Origin of the sequence: Hydrogenoanaerobacterium saccharovorans, from assembly GCF_003814745.1 — a bacterium.
In the GTDB taxonomy this organism is placed as follows: domain Bacteria; phylum Bacillota; class Clostridia; order Oscillospirales; family Ruminococcaceae; genus Hydrogenoanaerobacterium; species Hydrogenoanaerobacterium saccharovorans.
In genome coordinates this window covers 41,273-62,780 of sequence record NZ_RKRD01000001.1, presented here as the reverse complement: position 1 = coordinate 62,780, position 21,508 = coordinate 41,273, and the positions used below count along the sequence as shown (strand labels likewise).

17 protein-coding genes are annotated in these 21,508 nt (G+C 43.5%); 6 read left to right on the top strand and 11 right to left on the bottom strand.

From position 1 onward, the window contains the following. Positions 1–29 precede the first annotated feature (29 nt). On the top strand, positions 30–770 hold the full coding sequence (locus EDD70_RS00270) for an N-acetylmuramoyl-L-alanine amidase (protein WP_092754179.1): 741 nt from the start codon (positions 30–32) through the stop codon (positions 768–770). Positions 771–897: 127 nt separating this feature from the next. Here the strand turns inward: EDD70_RS00270 and EDD70_RS00265 are convergent, their stop codons facing one another. Both EDD70_RS00265 and EDD70_RS00260 read right to left on the bottom strand, forming a co-directional pair. Further along, a complete protein-coding gene (locus EDD70_RS00265; RefSeq protein WP_092754182.1) occupies positions 898–2,334 on the bottom strand; it encodes an anti-sigma-I factor RsgI family protein in 1,437 nt (478 codons plus the stop codon). Further along, on the bottom strand, positions 2,331–2,924 hold the full coding sequence (locus tag EDD70_RS00260; protein WP_092754185.1) for an RNA polymerase sigma factor: 594 nt from the start codon (positions 2,922–2,924) through the stop codon (positions 2,331–2,333). The genes EDD70_RS00265 and EDD70_RS00260 overlap by 4 nt, the downstream gene beginning before the upstream one ends. Before the next feature lie 251 nt (positions 2,925–3,175). Between EDD70_RS00260 and EDD70_RS00255 the strand changes: the two genes are divergently transcribed. Beyond that, positions 3,176–3,487, top strand: a complete 312-nt coding sequence (locus EDD70_RS00255; protein ID WP_092754188.1) for a hypothetical protein — start codon at positions 3,176–3,178, stop codon at positions 3,485–3,487. A gap of 89 nt (positions 3,488–3,576) precedes the next feature. Beyond that, the gene (gene hcp / locus EDD70_RS00250; RefSeq protein WP_092754192.1) at positions 3,577–5,148 is read left to right on the top strand and encodes a hydroxylamine reductase; all 1,572 of its coding nucleotides are present in this window, start codon (positions 3,577–3,579) and stop codon (positions 5,146–5,148) included. An 80-nt stretch (positions 5,149–5,228) separates the two neighbouring features. On the opposite strand, the gene EDD70_RS00245 is transcribed toward hcp, so the two are convergent. The 5 genes from EDD70_RS00245 to EDD70_RS00225 all read right to left on the bottom strand — a co-directional run bounded on the left by EDD70_RS00245 (position 5,229) and on the right by EDD70_RS00225 (position 12,368). Then, entirely contained in the window at positions 5,229–6,803 is a 1,575-nt protein-coding gene (locus EDD70_RS00245; protein ID WP_092754195.1) for a response regulator transcription factor, read from the bottom strand. 27 nt (positions 6,804–6,830) lie between these two features. Then, a complete protein-coding gene (locus tag EDD70_RS00240) occupies positions 6,831–8,594 on the bottom strand; it encodes a sensor histidine kinase (protein WP_092754198.1) in 1,764 nt (587 codons plus the stop codon). Positions 8,595–8,738: 144 nt separating this feature from the next. Further along, positions 8,739–9,791: a substrate-binding domain-containing protein gene (locus tag EDD70_RS00235; protein ID WP_092754201.1), complete on the bottom strand. Its 1,053-nt coding sequence runs from the start codon at positions 9,789–9,791 to the stop codon at positions 8,739–8,741. A 67-nt stretch (positions 9,792–9,858) separates the two neighbouring features. After that, positions 9,859–10,854 (bottom strand): ABC transporter permease, encoded by a 996-nt coding sequence (locus tag EDD70_RS00230; protein WP_092754204.1) that lies wholly within the window; start codon positions 10,852–10,854, stop codon positions 9,859–9,861. Further along, positions 10,854–12,368, bottom strand: coding sequence for a sugar ABC transporter ATP-binding protein (locus EDD70_RS00225; protein WP_092754207.1), 1,515 nt, complete (start codon positions 12,366–12,368; stop codon positions 10,854–10,856). The genes EDD70_RS00230 and EDD70_RS00225 overlap by 1 nt, the downstream gene beginning before the upstream one ends. A 256-nt stretch (positions 12,369–12,624) precedes the next feature. On the opposite strand from EDD70_RS00225, the gene EDD70_RS00220 reads away from it, so the two are divergent. Continuing rightward, positions 12,625–13,470: an AraC family transcriptional regulator gene (locus EDD70_RS00220; RefSeq protein WP_092754210.1), complete on the top strand. Its 846-nt coding sequence runs from the start codon at positions 12,625–12,627 to the stop codon at positions 13,468–13,470. 46 nt (positions 13,471–13,516) lie between these two features. On the opposite strand, the gene EDD70_RS00215 is transcribed toward EDD70_RS00220, so the two are convergent. The 3 genes from EDD70_RS00215 to EDD70_RS00205 form a co-directional block, all read right to left on the bottom strand. Next, positions 13,517–14,452 (bottom strand): aldose epimerase family protein, encoded by a 936-nt coding sequence (locus EDD70_RS00215; protein ID WP_123810983.1) that lies wholly within the window; start codon positions 14,450–14,452, stop codon positions 13,517–13,519. A gap of 18 nt (positions 14,453–14,470) precedes the next feature. Further along, on the bottom strand, positions 14,471–17,785 hold the full coding sequence (locus EDD70_RS00210) for a tetratricopeptide repeat protein (protein WP_092754214.1): 3,315 nt from the start codon (positions 17,783–17,785) through the stop codon (positions 14,471–14,473). Between the two features lie 128 nt (positions 17,786–17,913). Continuing rightward, positions 17,914–18,702, bottom strand: coding sequence for an AraC family transcriptional regulator (locus EDD70_RS00205; RefSeq protein ID WP_092754216.1), 789 nt, complete (start codon positions 18,700–18,702; stop codon positions 17,914–17,916). 269 nt (positions 18,703–18,971) lie between these two features. On the opposite strand from EDD70_RS00205, the gene EDD70_RS00200 reads away from it, so the two are divergent. Next, entirely contained in the window at positions 18,972–20,024 is a 1,053-nt protein-coding gene (locus tag EDD70_RS00200; protein ID WP_162840879.1) for a uroporphyrinogen decarboxylase family protein, read from the top strand. Between the two features lie 92 nt (positions 20,025–20,116). On the opposite strand, the gene EDD70_RS00195 is transcribed toward EDD70_RS00200, so the two are convergent. Continuing rightward, on the bottom strand, positions 20,117–20,827 hold the full coding sequence (locus tag EDD70_RS00195; protein WP_092754220.1) for a TraX family protein: 711 nt from the start codon (positions 20,825–20,827) through the stop codon (positions 20,117–20,119). A 327-nt stretch (positions 20,828–21,154) separates the two neighbouring features. Here EDD70_RS00195 and EDD70_RS00190 point away from each other — a divergent pair, with 327 nt between their 5' ends. Beyond that, positions 21,155–21,499, top strand: coding sequence for a magnetosome magnetite crystal formation protein family (locus EDD70_RS00190; RefSeq protein ID WP_205408597.1), 345 nt, complete (start codon positions 21,155–21,157; stop codon positions 21,497–21,499). Positions 21,500–21,508 lie beyond the last annotated feature (9 nt).

The following is a 21,508-nucleotide window of genomic DNA, read 5'->3' as shown; positions in this document are numbered from 1 at the left end:
AAAGACATAATCTGTTTTGGAGGAATACTATGCCGACCATCTATCTCAGCCCGTCCACACAAGAAAACAACTTATTTGTCAATGGCGGCACTGAGGAGTATTACATGAACCTAATTGCAGATGCCATGCTGCCCTATTTGCGCTCCAGTGGCATTCAATATGTTCGCAACACTCCTGAAATGACCGCTGCATCTTCCATACGCCAATCCAACCAAGGTAATTTTGACCTGCATGTTGCCCTGCACTCCAATGCTGCACCCGAGGGGCGCTACGGCGAAGTACGCGGGTCAGACATTTACTATTACCCCTACAGCGCTAAAGGTAAACGCGCAGCAGAAATTATTGCCAATAACCTGAAAAAAATCTATCCTATCCCCTCGCTGGTACGTGCCCTCCCCACCACCTACCTTGGCGAAGTGCGCCTTACTCGCGCCCCCAGCGTTTTTATTGAGCTTGCCTACCACGATAACATAGACGATGCAAACTGGATTAAAGACAACATACAAAGCATCGCTATCAATATCGTGCAATCACTTACTCAGTTTTTCGGCATCCCATTTATACCTGCACAACCTGCTAAAAGCGGTACCGTGAATGTCACATCGGGTAACCTCAACATACGCAGCCGCCCCAATACCGGCGCGCCCATTATCGCCCGCGCATATGACGGCGCACCTATTACTGTTCTCGGAGAATGGCAGGGGTGGTACGTTGTAAATTACAACGGCAATGTCGGCTATGCCGCTGCACGTTATATTGATGTAGAGTAAACACATAAACAAACCTTAACATGTTCTAAAGCACAAAAACATCCCACGGGCATAGCTCGCGAGATGTTTTTGTGTTTTTGTTTATACTTGGTATTTAAGATACTGTAGCAGATATTTGAGGCAGATGTCAGTCGTCATCTCTGTCGCTATCGTCATCATCGTCTTTCGTATCTTGGCTTTTTGTTTTGCTCTTTTCGTTCTTCTTATCGTCATCATCACGGTATTTTGATGAATGTTTGTTACCTGGTTTATTTGTTTGAGCATTTTCGCAGCCGGCAGGGCAATCATCACACCAACGGTCGCAGCCTTTATCTTCTTTGCAGTCTTCGCAGGTGCAACCAGAAGCACAGAACTTGCAGCCTTTTTTATCGGGCTTGGCTCCGGGTTTGTTTGCAGCCGAGTTCTTGCAGGTAGACGGACAATCATCACACCAGCGGTCGCAACCGTCACTGTCTTTGCATTCTTCACAGGTACAATCAGATGCACAAAACGTGCAGGGCTTATCATCTGGTTTGCTTTGCGGTTTATTTGCCTCTGCATTTTTGCACACAGATGGACATTCGTCACACCAGCGGTCGCAGCCATCACCGTCTTTGCATTCTTTGCAATTGCAGCTTGGTGCACAGTACTTGCAAGCGGGCTTGGTAGTGGCAGAAGGGGCGTTGGACGCAGGTGCGGTATAGTGCTTACAGGTGGTCAGGCACTTGGGGCAATGGTAATTGTAATCATCGCAGTCATCACAAATACAGCCCTCCGTACAGCCAATGCAGCGGTCGCCGTCGTTAAAGTCATCGATATCGTCATCATCGTAATCGACTATATCATGAAGGTCTATTTTCTTGTCGCTGACGAGATTCGCTATCTGCTCCATCGTAAGAGGGGCAAGCTGTTCCATCGTAAGCGATGGGTCTTTCAAAGTAAGCTGATACAGAAACACCGCTTTGCCGTATGATAATTTGTACTTCTTCGCCAGCGTCTCCAAATCTTTATCGGGGTTCACCTTTTGATTAAACACCGTTGCTTTGATATTGCTCTGCTGCAAGGACTGGTTAATGTCTGAAACGATGCTGGTTTTGATGGCATCTGCTTTTGTATCGTCATCGTTTTTCACCGTTACCAAAATCGAATTTTTAACATCGGTGATATAGCCTTTTTTCACCATCGAACCCATAATTGCATTGATTGCAACGTTAAGGTCGACACGTTTCAGGTTCATATCCCCAATAATATCCACTGCATCCTCGTTCAGCGGGCTGACGCTCAGTACCTTATCGGCTTTGTTGGTGGTAATCTCTACGCTTGGGTTTACGTCAATGGCAATGGTCGTCTCCACCTGATTGTAACTGGAGACAGTGTAGCCGCCAAATATCACACCCAACATTAAAAATGCGGCTGCTAAACCACCCATTATTTTTGTTTTACGGTTCCATACCAGTGTATTCTTCATCGGTTGCTCCGTCCTCTCTGTTTTATAGACGTAAGCAGAGGATACCTTTTCAAAGATATCGGGGGTAGACTGTGCAATAGCCTGCCGAATATGTTGCTCTACTTGTTTACGATTCATACAGTCTCCTCCTCTTTTGTTAGGTACTGTTTTAGCTTTTTCAGCGAACGGCTGTACTTCGAAAGTACGGTTGCCAAAGGCATCTCAAGCAGTTTTGCAATTTCACGGTGGCGCAGCCCTGTCAGCGCATGCAGCAGTACAATCTGCCGCTCATCATCCTTTAAAATCTGCAATGCCGCATCCAGCACCGCACGGTCCTCATAATGGATGGAGCCGGAGCAGTCGATACTGTTTTCCAGCTCTTCCATGGGCTGGCAGGGGTTGGCAGCTTTGCTGCGCAGTTTCATCAGCGCCAAGTTTTTGGTAATGGTGAGCACCCATGCCATCGGCTTTCCGCGCGGTTCATACAGATGTGCCCCCGCCCGTATCTTGAGATAGGTGTCTTGCATAATATCCTCTGCATCTTGTTGATTTTTTAAAATGGATAGGGCAAAACCATAAACAGCACGGTCGGTTTGGCAATAAAGGGTGCGAAAAGCCTCCCCGTCATCGTTTGCAATGCGGGTTATCAAACTCTCATCCAGCAGCTGGGGTGCCGTACCACCTATCTTTTTATCTTGGCCGGTCGACATCAAACAAAATAAAAACATGGTTTCTGTCCCTTTCACTTAATTAATGCAGAGGAAGTGCCTTTTATTGCATTTATAAAAAATATTGTAACATTTTTTATAAAACTACAAAAGAGGTGGAAGAAAATGTGCTTAATAAAATCAAGCTTTTTATAAAACACATAAATTTACTGTGTTCTTTACATACACGTATGCAACACAGTTTTGCGGCAAAACTAAAATAGGTATGTTAAAAAGGGCACATTAGCATTGAAAGAGAAAGCGGTGGTTTTATGAATATAACCGATAACGGCATACTAAGGCTTATTTTAGTTCTTTTGCTGTTTTCAATTCCTGTTGCGCTCATAGAATATCTGCTGTGCAGATTATCGCGCGGCAAAATTTCAAAGTTCATTCTGCCTGTTATAACATTAATTTTAGGTGCAGGCTTTATTTTTTACGCCAACACTGCCCAGATGGAAGGCTTTTTGGACTTGGCATATGTTTTGATTGGCATTATTTTTATCGGGTCCTTTCTATCTGCTTCTGTTGTGTTGCTCGCATGCGAACTGATGAAACGCAGGAATAAAAAAGATACGCAATAATACGAAGTTTATCCGTGCATAATAAACACAAACAGTAATGCTGTACACATTTGAACCGTTCAGCATAAAAAATAAAAAGGGGTAAAATTATGAGTGAAATGTTTTGCTTTCAGTGCCAGCAAACCGCAGGTAATAAAGGCTGCGTAAAAGTAGGCGTGTGCGGCAAGCAGCCGTCCACCGCATTATTGCAGGATGATTTGGTTTACGAATTGATTCGGCTTTCTGAAGCGGTTCGCGAAAACGGGAGTACCGAATTATCGGACAGGCTGGTGATGGATGGACTGTTTGTAACTTTGACAAATGTCAACTTCGACAATGAGAGCATTGAAAACTACATTAATAAAGTGATACGAGAGAGAAAAAATATCGGCGGAAACAAGCAATTTGATGTGGTTGAACTTTGGAAAGGAGAAACCGACATTGTCTCGCTTCGTTCCACCCTTTTGTTTGGCATGAAGGGTATGGCTGCCTATGCGCACCACAGCCTTGCTTTGGGTTATAAAGACAAAGAAGTTTCAAACTGGTTTTATAAAGGTCTTTGCGAAATTAATACCGAGCACACCATAGAAGAATGGCTCGCCTTGATTATGGAATTTGGCAAAATCAATTTAAAATGTATGGCGATGCTGGATACTGCCAATACCGAGAGTTACGGTGACCCAATCCCCACCAGAGTGAACACCGATATTAAAAAAGGCCCATTTATTGTTGTATCGGGGCACGATTTGCACGACTTAGAGATGCTGTTGGAGCAAACAAAAGGCAAAGGTATCAACATTTATACCCACGGCGAAATGCTGCCTGCGCACGGATACCCTGAACTAAAAAAATACAAGCACCTTGCCGGCAACTTTGGTACCGCTTGGCAAAGCCAGCAAAAAGAATTCGAGAATATCCCTGCGCCCGTGCTGTTTACCACAAACTGCCTGATGCCTACTCGCTCGAGTTACGAAGATCGAATCTATACCACATCGGTTGTGGGTTTTGAAGGGCTGATTCACATTGAAGCCGATGAAAACGGACGCAAGGATTTTACACCTTTAATCGAACAAGCACTGGAGTTGGGCGGTTATGAAAATGACCGCAGCATGAGCGGCATTAACGGCGGCCACATTCTTACAACAGGCTTTGGGCATAACACCGTACTTGCCAATGCAGAAAAAATTGTTGCTGCCGTTAAATCTGGGGCTATCAAACATTTCTTTTTGGTGGGCGGCTGCGACGGCGCCCATCCCGGCAGAAGCTATTACACCGAGTTTGTAAAACAAACCCCCATGGATACCATTGTTCTGACTTTGGCGTGCGGGAAATTCCGCTTTAACGATTTGGATTTAGGCGAAATTGACGGACTGCCAAGAATCATGGATATGGGGCAATGCAACGATGCTTACAGCGCCATTAAAGTTGCACTGGCACTTGCCGACGCGTTCGAATGCACTGTAAATGAACTTCCGCTTACCCTTGTGCTCACTTGGTACGAACAAAAAGCGGTTTGCATTCTGCTTACTTTGTTATCCCTTGGTATCAAAAACATGTACCTTGGCCCAACCATGCCCGCATTTTTGTCCGAAACCGTGGTAAAGGTTTTGGTAAACACTTATGGGCTGCAGCCAATCACAGCACCCGAGCAGGATTTAGACGCCATTTTGGGGCGCAAATAGACTGTTGCTGAATCAAGCAAGCAAAAATCCCAAACCAATGGTAGATGAACACCGTTGGTTTGGGATTTGTTTTTTACTAATTATTGTTTTTTAAATTCGTTGGGGGTAAGGTTGGTATGGCGTTTAAACACCGAAGAAAAATATTGCGGCGAAGCAAACCCCAGCTTTTCAGAAATCTCGTAAAGCTTAAGCGAAGTGCCGGTAAGCATTTCTTTTGCCTTGTCGATTTTGCAATTGATTACAAACTGCATTAAGTTTTCTCCGGTTTCCTCCTTAAATACGCGGCACAGATATCCTTTGTGTACGTGCAGCATATCCGCAATATCCCCTAGCGTAATATCTTTTTCATAATTCTGTTCTATTACATGCTTGGCACGCTGCGCCAGGCTGCCATCATTTTTGATGCTATTTTTTCCTTGTTCTATCAGTATGCCAAAAATTTCGCAAAAACAATCCGCCATTTGTTTTGCTGTTTCCATCGCTGCTATTTCCTCAATATCCAGCAAATTGTTGTGAAACAACTCGTTGTAATCAATGTCGTTCTGGTCGATGTAATGAAATGCCACCCCGTACAACCGCGTATTGAGGTAACGGTAATAATTGAGCTCCATAAATCCGTCCATTAAATCGGCAGCATACAGCCGCCGCACAAGTTTAAGGCAATGAATGTCCTTGGCAAACAACAATTCATGCACTTGACGCACCGAACGGTCGAGCGTCGTTTTATCAAATGTTTTGCGCTGCGTACCAATGCCATGGTACATTAAGTTTTTATTAAGCCCTGCAACTACCCGCATACCGCTTGCCTGCAAGGCTTGGTCATACAGCGCAGGAATATCGAGTTTAGAACTGAAATTAGAAATACCAATACTGACCGATGAAATACCCAGCTCGTTTGCAAGGCTGCGGATGTGGTTGGCGTACTGAATGGAAGAATTGATAAAATTCAGCATACTAAAACTGTCTCCCGCCTGAAAAATCAGAAGATACTCGCTCTCTTTTATTTCTACTGAGGCAAGGCTGTTGCTTTGCAGCTTCGCCTTAAAAGCAGCCATATTCTGGTGCCAGGTATTGGTTTCATGTTTCAATTTTGCTTTCATCTTTCCATAACTGTCCACAATTACAGAAAGCGCAGCGATTGCCTCTTTTTTGTTCAGCCCCAGTCGCTCTTGGGCTATCTCACGTTCCTGCGGTGTGATGGTTTCATCCTCCACAATCAGCCGTTCCACAATATCGTTGATATCAAACCCTTTTTGAATATCAGAATAGCTTGTTTGATCCTCCAGTTGTGACTTAAGATTGACCATATGTACACAAAGCTCATCTTCATCCATCAGGTCTTTGATGAGGTAATCTTCTACCCCCATCCGTATAGCACGCCTTGCATAAGCAAAATTTTCGTGGCAGCTGATAATAACAATCTTTTGTTGCGGGCAAAGTTCCCGTATCTTCTCGATTAATTTCAAGCCATCCATCAAGGGCATTTCAATATCGGTAAATACCACGTCAAAACGGTTTTGTTTGTATAACTCCAGTGCTTCCAACCCATTGTTGGCACAAACAGGCTGTTCAAAGCCAACCTTTTCCCACTCTATCAAACATTTTAGCGTCTCACGTGCTGCCATTTCATCGTCTACGATAAGGGCTCTGTACAAGCAATCATCTCCCTGATAAAATTCCGGCTAATCCTCAGAATGTTTTGGAATTGTAAAGCTTACGGTTGTGCCTTCTCCTACAGTCGATTCAATATGCAGTCCGGAGAGTTCACCATAATAAAGCTTTAATCTCTCATCTACATTTTTTATACCAATGCGGTTGAACCCCTTTGATTTATTGTTTAACGTTTTTAAAGTATCCGGGTCGATACCAATTCCGTCATCAGCCACAGAAATATCAATATAATCATCCGAACAGCAAATATCCACATGGATATTGCCGGTTACCCCTTTTGGGTAAATGCCATGCAACAGGCTATTTTCTACAATCGGCTGCAAAATAAGCTTGGGTAAGGTGCAGTCCAGTGCATTTTCATCCACATCGTAGGTTAAGTTAATCATATCTTCATAGCGGTAATTTTGTATTTTAACGTAAGACTGTAAAAAGTATATTTCTTTTTCAACTGAAACCAACTCGCTCTGGTCTGACAAAGTTGAACGCAGCAAGGTGTTGAGTGATTGAATTAATTCTCGAATTTCTGCGGTACGGTTTTTAAGCGAAAGGTAAGACACGGTGTTGAGTGTATTATATAAAAAATGCGGGTTAATTTGGCTTTGCAGTGATTCCAGCTGGAACTTCAGCGCAGCAACCTCTGCTTTTTTCTTTTCTTCCTGCTCGTGATAGACAGCATCCACAAAACGGCTGATGTCATCGAGCATCATGTTAAAGCCATTCACCAAATAGCCCAACTCATCCTGCGTGGTGGGAACAAGCTTTTCCGGCATTTCACCCTGCTCAAAACGGCCCATCGCCTGTTTAAGGCTGTAGATAGGCTGTGTGATTTTATTGGATATCACACGGCTGATAAATACAACGGTAACCAAACCGAGTAACCCCACCAACACAATGGTGGTATAAATAACATCCAAATCTTTTTTTAAGTTTGCATCGGACGATACCCCTACCACAATCCATTCGGGATAGGTAAGCACCGCCTGTTTAAACAGTGTTTGGTTTTTATTCGTACGAATACTCTCGTTAAAATAGCCTGTTTTTACAAATTCTACGGCTTGCTCTTCAAGATGCTTGTTTTTATCGCCAAAACGATAGACGACATCGCCTGACTTGGTGATGATATAAGTATTATCAAACAACGATTTCGCATATTCCTGCTTGCCCGAAAATAAATAATTCCGGGCTGTGTTTAATATTATATAGCCTTTGATTTTAAATTTTTCATCTCGAATAATGCTGATGTAGGATATTTTTACATTTTCCATATAATCGGTTAAGCTGCCTTGCGACGGAAAATTGTGCGGTATCGAAAAAAGTTCATCGCGCTCGGTCTGCCATATAGCAACCATCCCCGATGCTTGCATAAACTGCTGCCGAAAATCTTTCATACCATAGTATTGGTCTAAAATTTTGAGGTTCGCATCCAAAAGAGTAATACGCTCTACACCGTAAGTATATTGTGCAAGTTCATCCAGCCTTTTTTCTAAATTGCTGTAATCCTCATACAAGTTTTCGAGGTACAACTTTACTACGGCATCACGTTTTACGGCAGCCGCCAGTTTGCGGTAGCCGTTGATATTGTCTTCAATATCCTGTGTAATAAAAGCCATTCGTTCAAGCATCAGGTTGTTTTTTTGCTCCATAAATCGGCTTGTAAATACGATGCTGGTAATCGTAAGTATAAACACAATAATGGTTGCAATCAGCAAAGAGAACGACAGCACGATGCGTGTATTAATACTTTTTATCCTGAACCGCCTGTCCTTTTTCTCCATTGCGCTGCCCCCTCTTTATTCGCTTCAACACAACCTGTATTGATGCTATTATAACATAAATAACATGATATAAACAAATATCAAAATCCATGCAGGTATAACCCGCATGGATTTTAATTGTTTTTAGCAGATGTGCTTTAGTGATTATTCTGCCTGATCTTTCATAATTTCTTTATAGTTGTCTTTTGTAATCATAACAGCCGGGGTTTTGAATTCCATTGGAATCTCTACGCCGTCGTTGAGGAATTTCATCATGTTTTCTGCAGAGTAAGCACCAACGTCAACATAGTTGATGAATGCGGTTGCTTTAAATGCAGAAGGCTCAGCTTTTGCAAATTCCAATTTTGCAAGGTATCCGCCGATACCGCAAACGACAGAATCTTTATCGAGGCCTGCAGCTTCAAGAGCACGGGTAGCGCCGGCAGCACCTTCATCGTTCGGGGTCATAACAATCCATTTTTTGATTTTTGGATTTGCTGTAAAGATACCTGCTGCTGCGTTGTAAGCTTTATCCTGCTCGCCGTTGTAATCGGATTTAAAGGTGTTCTCTTTTTTCCAATCGGGGAGGATTTTGTTCCAAGACTCAACTTGACCCTCTGTTCTGGGTACACAGCTGGATACTTGATCCATAGTGAGGTACAAAACGCCGCAATCGTCGCCGGTCATTTTGTTTTCTTTTACATAGTTTGCAGTCCATTCGCCAACTGCAACACCGATTGCTTTGCCGTCGATACCAACCCAAGGAGCAATCATTTTGCCGCTTTCGTCGAGAAGCTGGTCGTCAGCAGCGATAACAGGGATGCCTGCCTCTTTACATTTCTGAACTGTAACGGCAGAAAGTTTTTGGTCGGGTACGCAAACAAGGATACCGGATACACCCTGTGTAATTGCATTGTCAAGTGCTTGCAAATAGGTATCGGGGTTCATTTTAGCGTCGATATACATAAAGTCTTTCGCACCCATTTCGAGCGCTTTTGCTTTTGCAGCTTCGCCTTCGCCGATGAACCACTGCTGGTCGCCTGCTTTATAAATACCTGCAAGCACAATATCGCCTTTTGGTGCTGTTTCAGACGCGCTCTCGGACGGAGCAGCAGATTCTGAAGGAGCAGCGGAAGCGGAACTCTCTGCTGGTTTAGAACAACCGAACATACCCAGTGCAAGAACCAAAGCAAGTGCCAATGCTAATACTTTTTTCATTGTGGAAACCTCCTAATATTTTATCTTTGATCAGCCCTGCGGCTGAAAGTATACTTTGCTATGCTGTTTATGCTTTACGTTTTTTCGCTCTCAAGTAATCAAAGGTTAAAGCAAGCAGCAGCAATGCGCCTTTTGCAACGTTCTGCCAGAAGGATTGAACGTTGAGCATGATAAGACCGTTGTTGAAGCCCTGCAAAATTGCCAAGCCAAGGAATGCACCGAAGATGGAACCGACACCGCCCTGATTTGAGACACCGCCCAAAATCGCTGCTGTGATGCCGTCAAACTCCAAACCAACGCAAGCCTGCGGTTGACCAGTATTCATACGAGCTGCCAAAATCATACCGCCAACAGATGCCAGAATGTTCATATTAATAAACAGCATATAGGTTGTTTTCTTGATTGAAATGCCCGCCAGCCTTGCTGCGGTTGGGTTGCCACCCACAATGTAAATCTCTCTGCCGATGCGGGTACGTTTTAAAATAATACCAAACAAAACGAAAATCAAAAGCATAAAGAAGATTGGGAAGGTTAAGAACTGCAGCCCGAAAATTTTCAAACTGCCTATTTTCAAGAAGGTAGGGTTTGTTATCAGTACACCCTCACCATTGGAGATAATAAAAGCAAAACCGCGCATGATGGACTGCATTGCAACCGTTGCTATAAACGATGACATTTTTAGTTTTGTAACAAAAAACGCAATACAGCAGCCTGTTAGTGCCCCTACTGCAATGACGGCAAGAATGGTAGCACCGGCAGGTAACCCTCTTTGCATAAGCAACGCAGCCAGTACGCCAGAAAATGCAGCCGATGAGCCAACCGACAAATCCATATGGTTGCCAATCAGCAGCATTGCCTCACCTACACAAATTAAGCCGGTGAGCGATGCGGATGTCAATACGCTGATTAGGTTTCTGCCTGTACGATAGTTCTCATTCAGTAAAGAGAATATTGTTATCATTACAATCAGCGCAAATATAAGACTGATGTTGTCTGATTTCATAAAACGTTTGAGTTCTGATTTAAAATCAAAGCCCTTCTTTTTAATCGCGGTGTTCTGCATTATACGGCTGCCTCCTTCTCATTTTCCTTCTCATCCAGCATAGCATAGCTTAAAATCAACTGCTCGGTGGCATCCTTGCGCGGGATATCCGCTTTGATTTTGCCATCTTTCATAACCAGTATGCGGTCGGAGATACCGATTACTTCGGGCAGTTCCGACGAAATCATAATAACCGCCACGCCTTTTCTTGCAGCTTCGCAGATCATATGATAAATCTCTGATTTTGCACCGACGTCAATCCCCTTCGTGGGTTCATCGAAGATGATAAGCTGAGGATTCATCGCCATCCAGCGTGCCAAAACAATTTTTTGCTGGTTGCCGCCCGATAGGTTATTAACTTTCTGCTCCATCGTGGGGGTTTTGATATTAAACTCTTTGATTGCCTTTGAGGTAAAATCGCGCTCCTGCTTAAAGTTTACAAACCCTGCTTTGCACAGGTTGCCCAAGATGGCAAGAGAACTGTTCTCTCTCACGGTCAGTATCAGCGAGAGCCCCTCCAGTTTTCTGTCCTCAGGGCACAGTGCAATACCACGGTCCATCGCATCGCGGGGCGATTTTGGATGATAGGGTTTGCCTTTGAGCGTTATCTCGCCCGATGTAATTGGGTCAGCCCCGAAAATCGCCCTTGCAACCTCGGTTCTTCCTGCACCGGCAAGCCCTGAAAAGCCTACGATTTCGCCTGCTTTTACCTGTAAACTAATATCCTTGATGGAGGAGTTGGAAACATTCTTCATTTCCAGCACCACATCACCTATTTTATCATTGCGCTTGAGGTCATTAAAAACGTCGCCAATGTCGCGTCCTACCATCATTTTTATCAGCTGGGCTTCGGTAACGTCGCCGGTGTTCTCCACACCCATCAGCTTACCATCCTTAAAAACAACAACGCGGTCGGTAATCTCAAAAATTTCGTTCATGCGGTGCGATACATAGATAATTGCCTTGCCCTGCGCCTTAAGCTTATTGATAATTTGGAACAGGATAACGATTTCGGAATCGGTCAGCGGGGCGGTGGGTTCGTCAAAGCAGATAATATCTGCTTTACGGTTGTACGCTTTCATAATCTCTACCATTTGCTGAAACGCCACTGAGATTTTTTTAACAGGGGTTTCAGGTGTGATTGGCAAGCCGAATTCGTCGATAATTTCTTTTGCCTTTTTGTTTAACTCTTTAAAGTCTATAAACCCGTTTTTTGTAGGCGGATTACCCATAAAAATATTTTCCGCTACAGAAAGATAGGGCGCAAGCTGTCTTTCCTGATAAATAACGCTGATGCCTGCTTTGATTGCTTCGTTAGGCGAATGGAATTCCACTTCTTTACCGTCGATATAAACTTTACCGCTGGTGTGGTGGTAGTCGCCGTTAAGAATTTTAAGCAAAGTGGATTTTCCCGCTCCGTTTTCGCCCAAAAAGGCAACGATTTCGCCTTTGTTTACTCCAAAACTCATGTCGTCCAGCGCTTTAACACCCGGGAACTCCATGCAAATTTTTTCAAATTTCAGGTATTCAGACATTTTATCCCTCCTCACAGGTGATTGCGATGATATCATACCAGTATTTTATCTGCTTGTTTTTATTTACAACCTGATTATACTTGTTTAAGCTTGGAATGAGAGTATAAAAAATTAACGTTTTTTTATACTTTATTAACTTTTTTGTATAAAAATTAGTATTACTTTTTAAAATATTTAGAAAACCTGTCTTAATTGTTGCAGCGTCTTATATTCAATGTTAATATAAATTCAACCATTCAAATTGGGAGGCGACTTTATGAAATGTACCGACCCCGGGGTATTACCCGGCTCTGATTATTATTTTGCAACCCCGTCTGTACTGGCAAAAAACCTCTTTTATTATTTACTTTGTGCCGGCAGTTACACCTGCGAGGCTGGTTATCATATCCGCCGAAAAAATTATAACAGTATCTTACTAATGTATGTATTGGAGGGCAGCTGTACCGTTCAATTTGAGGGGCGTACATACGTAGCAGAAAGCGGCGACATTATGCTGCTGAATTGCTACAAACCCCACGAATACTATACCAACGATTACTTAAAAAGTTTATGGCTGCATTTTGATGGCAGCCAGAGCCTCGAATTTGCTGAAAATATACTAAAAACGCAGGGCGTTGTTTTACCCTGTGAAAACCCTACATTGTTTATCAGCTCTATCAACAGTATTATGGAGATTTTCCGCAAGCACCTTACCATATCAGAGCCATCCGTGTCCTGTATCATTCATACCTTGCTGTGCAATTTGGTTTCTGTCACATCGGTATCCGGTGCTTTGGAAATTGAGAGCGGCGCCATTTTTGACGCAATCAATTTTATCAAAACAAACTACTGTGCCAACATTACTGTGGACGATATCTCCAAATACGTATCGGTCAGCCCTTCGCACCTTTCGCGCATGTTCAAAAAACAAACGGGATACTCACCTTATGAGTATCTGCTGAAAGTGCGGTTGGATAACGCCAAGAGTTTGCTGAAAAAAACAGATAAACCTGTGGCAGAAATTGCCGCATTAACCGGCTTTAACAGTTCTTCCAACTTTATTTATACGTTCCAGAGCCGTACAGGCATATCACCCAATAAGTTCCGCCATATGCCGTTTTAATTTTTACAGAAACAAGGCGCTGAGAGGAATTTCTCAGCGCCTTGTTTTATTGCAATGCAATTTTAATGTTAAAATCAAAGGTCTCTTTTGGTTTTAGTACCGAGCAGCAGCCGTTTTTCTGTGCTGTTGCAATGCTGTCGTAATAACCTGTGGCAGGTTCCAGCGCGCAGTTGCAGTCACCGCGAAAGCCGCCTGTCGTAATCCAAAAGCCAAGGTAGGGCAGCTTTTGTGCATCGTAGGTAATCAGTGCACGCACTTTTTCGCTTGGGTATTCATAACCGCAAACGCCTTGCTTTACTGCACCTACTGCATAATATTTTGCATACGACGGGGGATTTGCCGGCAGCACCGAGCGAAAATCCCCCGTCTTCCCCCCCTGCACCGTATCTGTAGGAAAGCGGTATTTTTCACCCACTGCACCCAACAACGGTGAGGCGCATACGTTCTCCACCTGTTCAACACCCTCGGGCAGTGTCAGGCGCATATTCTCACGGTAGTTTACAAGGCAGTGAAATGCCCACAGATACGGAAACTCGACTTCGCCAGTGTTGGTGATTTCGTAACTGCACACTACACTGTCTCGGTCTAACTGAATGGTTTTGGTGTAACGATACGGCAGGATTGCGCTATGGCAAAAAAGCTCCACCCGCTCCTCTTTCACGCAATATTCAAACGGTGCCGACCAAATTTCGCCGTGGTCGGGGTAGGCGACATATTCTCCGCCTACCCGCACATCACCCGCATCAATACTTGGGAATGCATCGTCAAACCCGCATGCTTCGTACTGTTCAAACGGAGAATAAAGCTTTGCCTCGCCGTATTGTGGTTTTGGGTTTTGAAACAGCAGTTCAAAATCTTTTGGCTTGCTGTAAACAGAGGCAAGCTTACCGCCTTTTGCGGGCAGCACTTTTACCCGTATCCATTCATTTTCCAACACAACGGCGGTAACATTTTGAAACTGCTCGGTTCGTACCACGGTCATCTCTTCTTTCTGTTTTTGTTACAGTTTCAGTGCCAAATGGGTTTTTACACCGAGGTGGTTGATATCGAGCTGTGCCGCTTCAGAAAGCTGACTTTCCGCTATTTTGGTATCTCCCAACCCCAAATGTCCCAGTCCCATCATATACAGGCAGTGGATTTTATTCTTTTTGTTCAAATCTTCATCAAAAATTTGCAAATCGGGCAGCGATACCGCAAAGTAATCGATTTTTACCGTGTCGTAAATGTGTTTTTCGCCAAATGCAATCAGCTTATGGAAGCGGCTGTTTGCACCGTCGGTGTCATTCAGCTTCAGCAGTGCCAAGCCCTGATAGAAAATCGTCTCAGGCGGCTGATCGTTGTAGTACATCATGCCCGTGGGTTCGGTAAGCCCGTGCGATGCTTTGGTAAAGCACTCGCGTGCCTTTTCGGTTTCATTCATGCCCTCGTATGCACAGCCCATATAGTAATAAATGTTGTTTTCTTGTGCGCCTGCCAGTTTGCCCTCGCCCAAGTTATGCGGGTAAACGGTTGCCTCGTTCAAAAGTGTTACTGCTTTTTCGTAATCTCCCGCCGAAATTGCCTGTTTTGCAAGCTCTACACGACAATGGATGTACTGCGCAGGCACTTTGCCTTCTCCGCCTTCCCATGGGTGGAACTTGCGCTGTGCAATCAGCTGCATGGCTGTTTCGTAATTGCCCAGGAAGTTTTGAAGGGTTACATACTCTAAATAAAGGTCATCACGTTCTTTTACTACATCCATGTGCTGTTCAAAACGTGCCATTCTTGTCTGCTGGCTGTCACCCAGTTTTTTGCAAAGCTGGTCCAACTCCATAAATACACGCGCGTCTTTTTGGTTAAGCGCAAAGGCTTTTTCCAGTTCGGCTTTTGCCCGTGCAAAGTCGTTGTGTTTGTTGTAGTATGCCAACGACAGGTTGCGGTGTACGGTGGGGAAATTATCATCCAACTCGGCAGATTTTTCCCAACATGCAACAGCTTTGTCATACTGTTTTTTATCGTACCACAGGTTGCCCAAATAATAGGGTGCTTTGGCATCCTGAGGGTTGCGTTCCATCGCAAACTGCAGTACAAGAATATCTTCCAAACGATGCGGGAAGCAATAGTCGCTGCAAGCTGCTGCTGCGAGTTTCAGGTATTTGTCTGCATTTGCATTGTCGCCCAATCTGCCAAAATTGTATGCAAGGTGGTAGTATACCAAGGGGTAAACCTTTTCGGCATCACCCATGCTATCGGCAAACTGTTTGAGCAATGTGTTGGCATCCTCGTAAAAACCTGCATCGCTGTATTCAAGCGCAACTTCTATGCATTCGTTGTGGTTTTGGTCGAATGCGGCAATCACCTGTGCCAAATCGCTTTGTGCCAATTTTGCCAGTTCGTATTTTGCAGCAAAGTCCATAATATCAAGTTTCAAGGTTTCTTCTGCAAACGCTTTTGCCTCTGCGTTTTTACCCAATTTGCGCAGAATTGCATTTTTTAAGGTACGTGCCTTTATATTTTGAGTGTTGCGTACAAGCGAACGCTCAATATGCTGCAAAGCGGTGTTGTATTCGCCGCATTGTGCAGCAATGCAAGCCAAATGGTAGAAAGAGCTGTCCTGCCAAGCGCCGTTCCAAGTTGCTTTGTAAAATGCGTCATAAGCTTTTTGCTGTTTATTTTGGTAACGCAGGCATATGCCCAAATTGTACAGCGGTTCCCCATCATATGGCTGGGGGCTGCTTCGGGTAAGTTTTTTGAAAGCTGCCTCAAAGTAAGGCTGTGCCTCAGCAAACAAACCACGACGCATCAGCAGGCTGCCGTAGGCATTGTTCAGGCGTACATCGGTGGGGTCGCGGCGCAAACCTTCTTTGTAATAATCTGCGGGCTCAAAGGTTGCATGGCGGTATTGCTCCAAATGCAGGCCGTAGAGGAACAAATCCTCGGTGGTGCGGCAATCTTGGGGGGCGGGTACTGCTTTTGCAGGGTCTGGGATTTTTTCGATAGTTTTTTCTTTTGGGGTGTACTCCACCATCAAAGCACCGCACTCGTCGTATACTTCAACAGTACATGCGCTTTCCTTAATACCATCTTCAACTGCAAAAGTTTCATCAAAGGTATCGACAGGCGAAAGTTTTATCGCTTTATCCGCTACAATCTTGCCGCCTGCTTTAACAAAAACTCTTGCTTTTTCGTGTTCTGCGGTAGCATATGCAATGACATGCAAGCCGTTTTCGGTAAGTTCTAAGTTTACTGCCGCGTCAATGGTAGCATTTTTAATCATTCCAACATCTTTATACGGCATAAAGTATTGGGTAAACACCTTTTCTTCGTAGGGTTTAAGCCAGGTAAAGTCGGGCTGGTTATCGGTAAAGCAGCCTGTCATCAATTCGATATACGGGCCGTCCTCATCGGTGAGGTTTCTGTCCCATGCTTTTCCAAAATCGCCGCAGCCCCAAGTCCACTGCTTTTTGCCGGGGGAAATATGATGGTCGGCAACGTGCAAAATGCCCGCTTTCTCGCCGTAATCGTAACCGCCCACAAAATCGTAGTCAGAATGATAAGCCATATAAGAGGTGGGTACGGGGATATTTTTGTAACGGGAAATATCAACACCCGCAGAATAATCTTGTTTATAGTAAGTGCCGGTTGCAATCGGGAAGGTGGAAACATCACGTTTTCCATGGTCCATAACCGCATTTACATCGGGCGGGAAAATCGACTGTGTATAATCATTTACCGCAATCGCGGGGTTCGCCCACCACAAAAAGGTTTGCATGGTATTGGTGCGGTTGTAAATCTGCGCTTTTATTTCGATATAAGCTTTATCGGGGTACAGCGTAAAGCTTGCCATGCCCTTGGTACGGAACATGTTTTCAATCTCGCTCACCACTACGGTGCAGCTTCCGTCTTCGTTCTGTTTCATCGTATAGTTGACAGGGTCGTACGTGCTGGGGCGGTGATGCTGGGGCCAGTTGAATTCGATTCCGCCCGAAATCCATGGCCCGTTCAGCCCTACCAGTGCAGGTTTGATGACATGGTTGTAGTACACAAAATCGTAGTTGTTGGTTTTATCCAGTGCGCGCTGGATTCTGCCGCCCAACTCGGGTAAAATCATAACATGCAGGTATTTGTTCTCTAAAAAAACTGCGCGGTAGGTTTGGTCTACCTTATCATCGTAAATTTTGTCAATTACACTATGTGGGTATACCTTGCCGGAACTGCCTTGGTAAACACGTTTTTCTAAAAACATCGGGTTCTTATCGGGTTCGCCAACGGGATAAGTAGGAATTACTACTTCCTGCTCCCAGACGGCTACATTTTCCGTAATATTTTTCAGCATATTGTTTCCTCCTTTAAAATAATCATTACAACCACATTATAATACAGGGGAACAAGAATTACAGTACCGTAAACAACCATAAAGTTTAGAAATCCTGCTTTTCTATCGATACCCAAATGCTTTATGAATTACCGCCGAAAAAATTTGCGATATTGCAGCGGAGGTATGCCAAAACGCTCTTTAAAACTGCGGCTGAGGTGGAATTGGCTGCAAAAACCCAGCTGAACTGCAATCTCTTCGATAGAGAGCAATGAATTTTCCAGCAGCTGCTGTGCAGAGTCTAACCTTATTTTTGAGATAAACTGCTTTGGAGAAAGCTCTACGGTGCTGTAGAACATATTGCGCAATGTCCGTTCATTCATTTGCAAGTGCTCGCTAAGCTGTGCAACCGATATGTTTTGGATGTTTTCGCGAACAAATTGCTCGGCAGCCTGCATACTTTCTGTATATTTCGAAACAGATGCAGTAGACAACATTTGCTGCAAAATACCGCAAGCCGAGGTAAACAACGAAGAGGATATATCCCACCGCCCCGCTTTGGCATAAACAAGGCTTTGTTCGAACAAACTCAGAACAAAATCGCTTACAGCCAAGTTAAATATCGTATCTGCAAATGCAAATTGCTGTGTGCCGCGGTATTCGAACCACCAAAAATGCCAAACATCCTCTTTGCAACGGTAATTGAATTTTTCATGGGGGTGCATAAAAATAAAATCGTTCTGCCCCACCTCAAAAGTAAGGTCATCGTAACTTATAATGCCGTTTCCGCACGTAGTATATACAAAATAAGTTTTCCCCTCGGTAACAGGCTTACGCGGGGTGCAGTAAGTATTGTCTCCGTTGATGTTAAAAATAGTATCCAGTGCGATTGGATTAAACAATGCAGGTTCATCATTAACGCAAAAATCAAAGTACAATCTTTATCACCTCTGCTGCAATATTATATATATTTTACTTTAAGCTATCACAAACCGTTGACGAATGCAACGTTAGGCAACTAATCCCTTGTTTTTTGTTATATTTTCGCATAGCAAATCATAAATTTGTTCAATCCAACAAAAAGAATCTTTTATTTTTGAACTGTATTTTTCCGATTTATATATATTTTTCCGTTTTGTGCATTCATTTTTCATATAAAGCAATGTAAGCTTTTCTTGAAGCAGCAATTATGAATGGAGTGAATAATATGACCTCGAAAGAACGAGTTTTAATGGCAATTAATCACGAAGAGCCAGACAGAGTACCTGTTTGTGCTACCTATGTGCCCGAAATAGCAGATAAGCTGGCAGCAAAATATCAGCCCGAAGGTGACCTCGGTGTTGCACTGGGCAATGATATGGTGAAAATTGCATCGGGGCTGGAAAACAGCTTTTATTATAAGCCCGACCCTGAGTATGTCTGCCCTTACGGTATTACATGGAAAAATATCAATAACGAAACCGGGCATTTTACCGAAATTCACAAACATCCTCTTGCAGGTGACGAGCAAAAAATTTACGATTACGTGATGCCTGACCCTGCCAAAGCCACCGATGTGATTGAGGCAACCAAACAGGCCGTTGCAAAGTACGGTAAAGAAAAATGGATCATCGGCTCTTGCCAGTGCAGTGTTTTTGAGGCAGCATGGTACTTGCGCGGGTTGGATACCTTTATGATGGATTTAGCGATGGAAGAAGATTACGCCATTGCCTTGCTGGATAAAGTAATGCAATACCCCCTGCAAATGGGGCACCAGTTTATCGATTTGGGTGTTGACATGGTGTGGCTTGGCGACGACATTGCTACCCAGCAGAACATGATGATGTCGCCCGCTATGTGGCGCGAGCATTTTAAACCGCGTTATGCACAGATGTTTAGCGAGTTTAAAAAGCACAACCCCAACATTAAGCTTTGCTACCACTCCTGCGGCAACTTGCAGGCTGTGGTGGATGATTTGGTGGAAATTGGGTTGGATGTGCTGAACCCCATACAGCCTATGGCAATGAACCCCGCCGAGTTTAAAAAGCGCTTTGGCAAAAATATTACCATGTACGGTACACTGGATGTACAGCGTGTTATGCCGTTTGGTACCCCCGATGATGTGCGCTGTGAAGTAAAACAGCTGATTACCGACTGTGCCCCAGGCGGCGGATTTATTCTTTCTCCTGCTCATCACATTCAATCCGATACTTCGGTAGAAAATGTGGAGGCATTTTATCAGGCTGCACACGATTTCGGTAGATATCCCATTGTTAAATAACGATTGTTTCCTACTATCAAAATGAACGGTATTGTTAAAACCAATACCGTTCTTTTTCTATGATCCGTGTTTGTTCCAGTGTATACTATCTGTCAGCCAATCCGTAATGCAACCTTGATTAAAAAGATAGCCAGTAAATGCATCGGATAAAAAGCATAAAACAGATATTTATTGATTTTTAAGTTGAAGTTTGTTTTGATGTAGATAAGCGGAAGCGCCAAAACTGCAAAACCTTGTATATCAAAAGAACGCCCTAATAGGAATAGTTCTCCCTGATTAAAAAAGGGAGCCGCAAGCATGACGGCTGAAAAAGCTATTGAAATTTTCCGTTCGTTCCGAAATAAATAAAACACAATAATCAGTAAGATTCCGCCGATTCCGTAATCGATATTTATAAAATTTGCTGCAAAAATCAATAGAATAAACAGCCACCATTTATGTTCTTTCATCGCGTATATGGCAGCCAGCCCTATCATTAATGTAAAAAATATATTCAGTATCAAAAGGTTTTGCACAAAATCATTCCAATTAGAATGAGCAGCCAAAACAGAAAACGGCTGCGAAATAAAAGCAAATACGGTCAGCCTTAAAAAATACTTTTTTATGTCATGAGTATAAACGCTGCCCACCGCAATGCAGTAGGCAAAAATGGGGAACGCAATTCTGCCGATAATTTGTAAAAACAGTACGTCGGGTAAAAGAAATTTGCCCACATGGTCGCATGTCATTGCAAAGATTGCAACCAGTTTTAAAAAATTGGTGTCGAGATTGGATGCTATTTTACATTCTTCTTTGTCTGTCATCTTGGATGCGCTCCTACTCTGCTTTTAAATTCGCTATTGTTCTGTAATTATAAATGTCAGTTATAACTCCGCATCAGCTGCCACCCAGTACATTGTGTCAACCCGCATCAACCGTACATATTCACAGCAATAGCCTATTTCGAAAATATTGCATATGCAACCAATATATCACTTTACATATAGTTAATCAATGCAAGCTAATATAGAGCGGCATACTTTATTTTGCTACTCTAGAATTCCACAATAACCAAATTTTTATAAACAAAATTTGAATTTATTGTTTGACCGTGATATTATAAAAACAATATATTATAGGGGGGTATTTTATTGAATTACGTTGAGGTAGATAAACAGGAAGCGGCTCAGGCAAAAGTAATTTCAATCTTTTCTTACATCGGGCTTTTATTTTTGGTTCCGCTGATTGCAGGCAAAGAAAATAAGTTTGCGCAATATCACGCCAATCAAGGTTTAGTATTGTTTATTGCTTCTTTCGCAATCGGCTTTGCAACCAAAATTTTAGCCTTTGTCGCTCCTTTGCTAAGTATGGCAATTAGCGGCGTAAGCGGCATTGTCATATTGGTTTTTGCCATTCTCGGCATCATCAATGTCTGCCAGCTCGAAGCAAAGCCACTGCCCATCATTGGCGGTATTACGCTCATAAAATCTTATTAATCTGCAAAA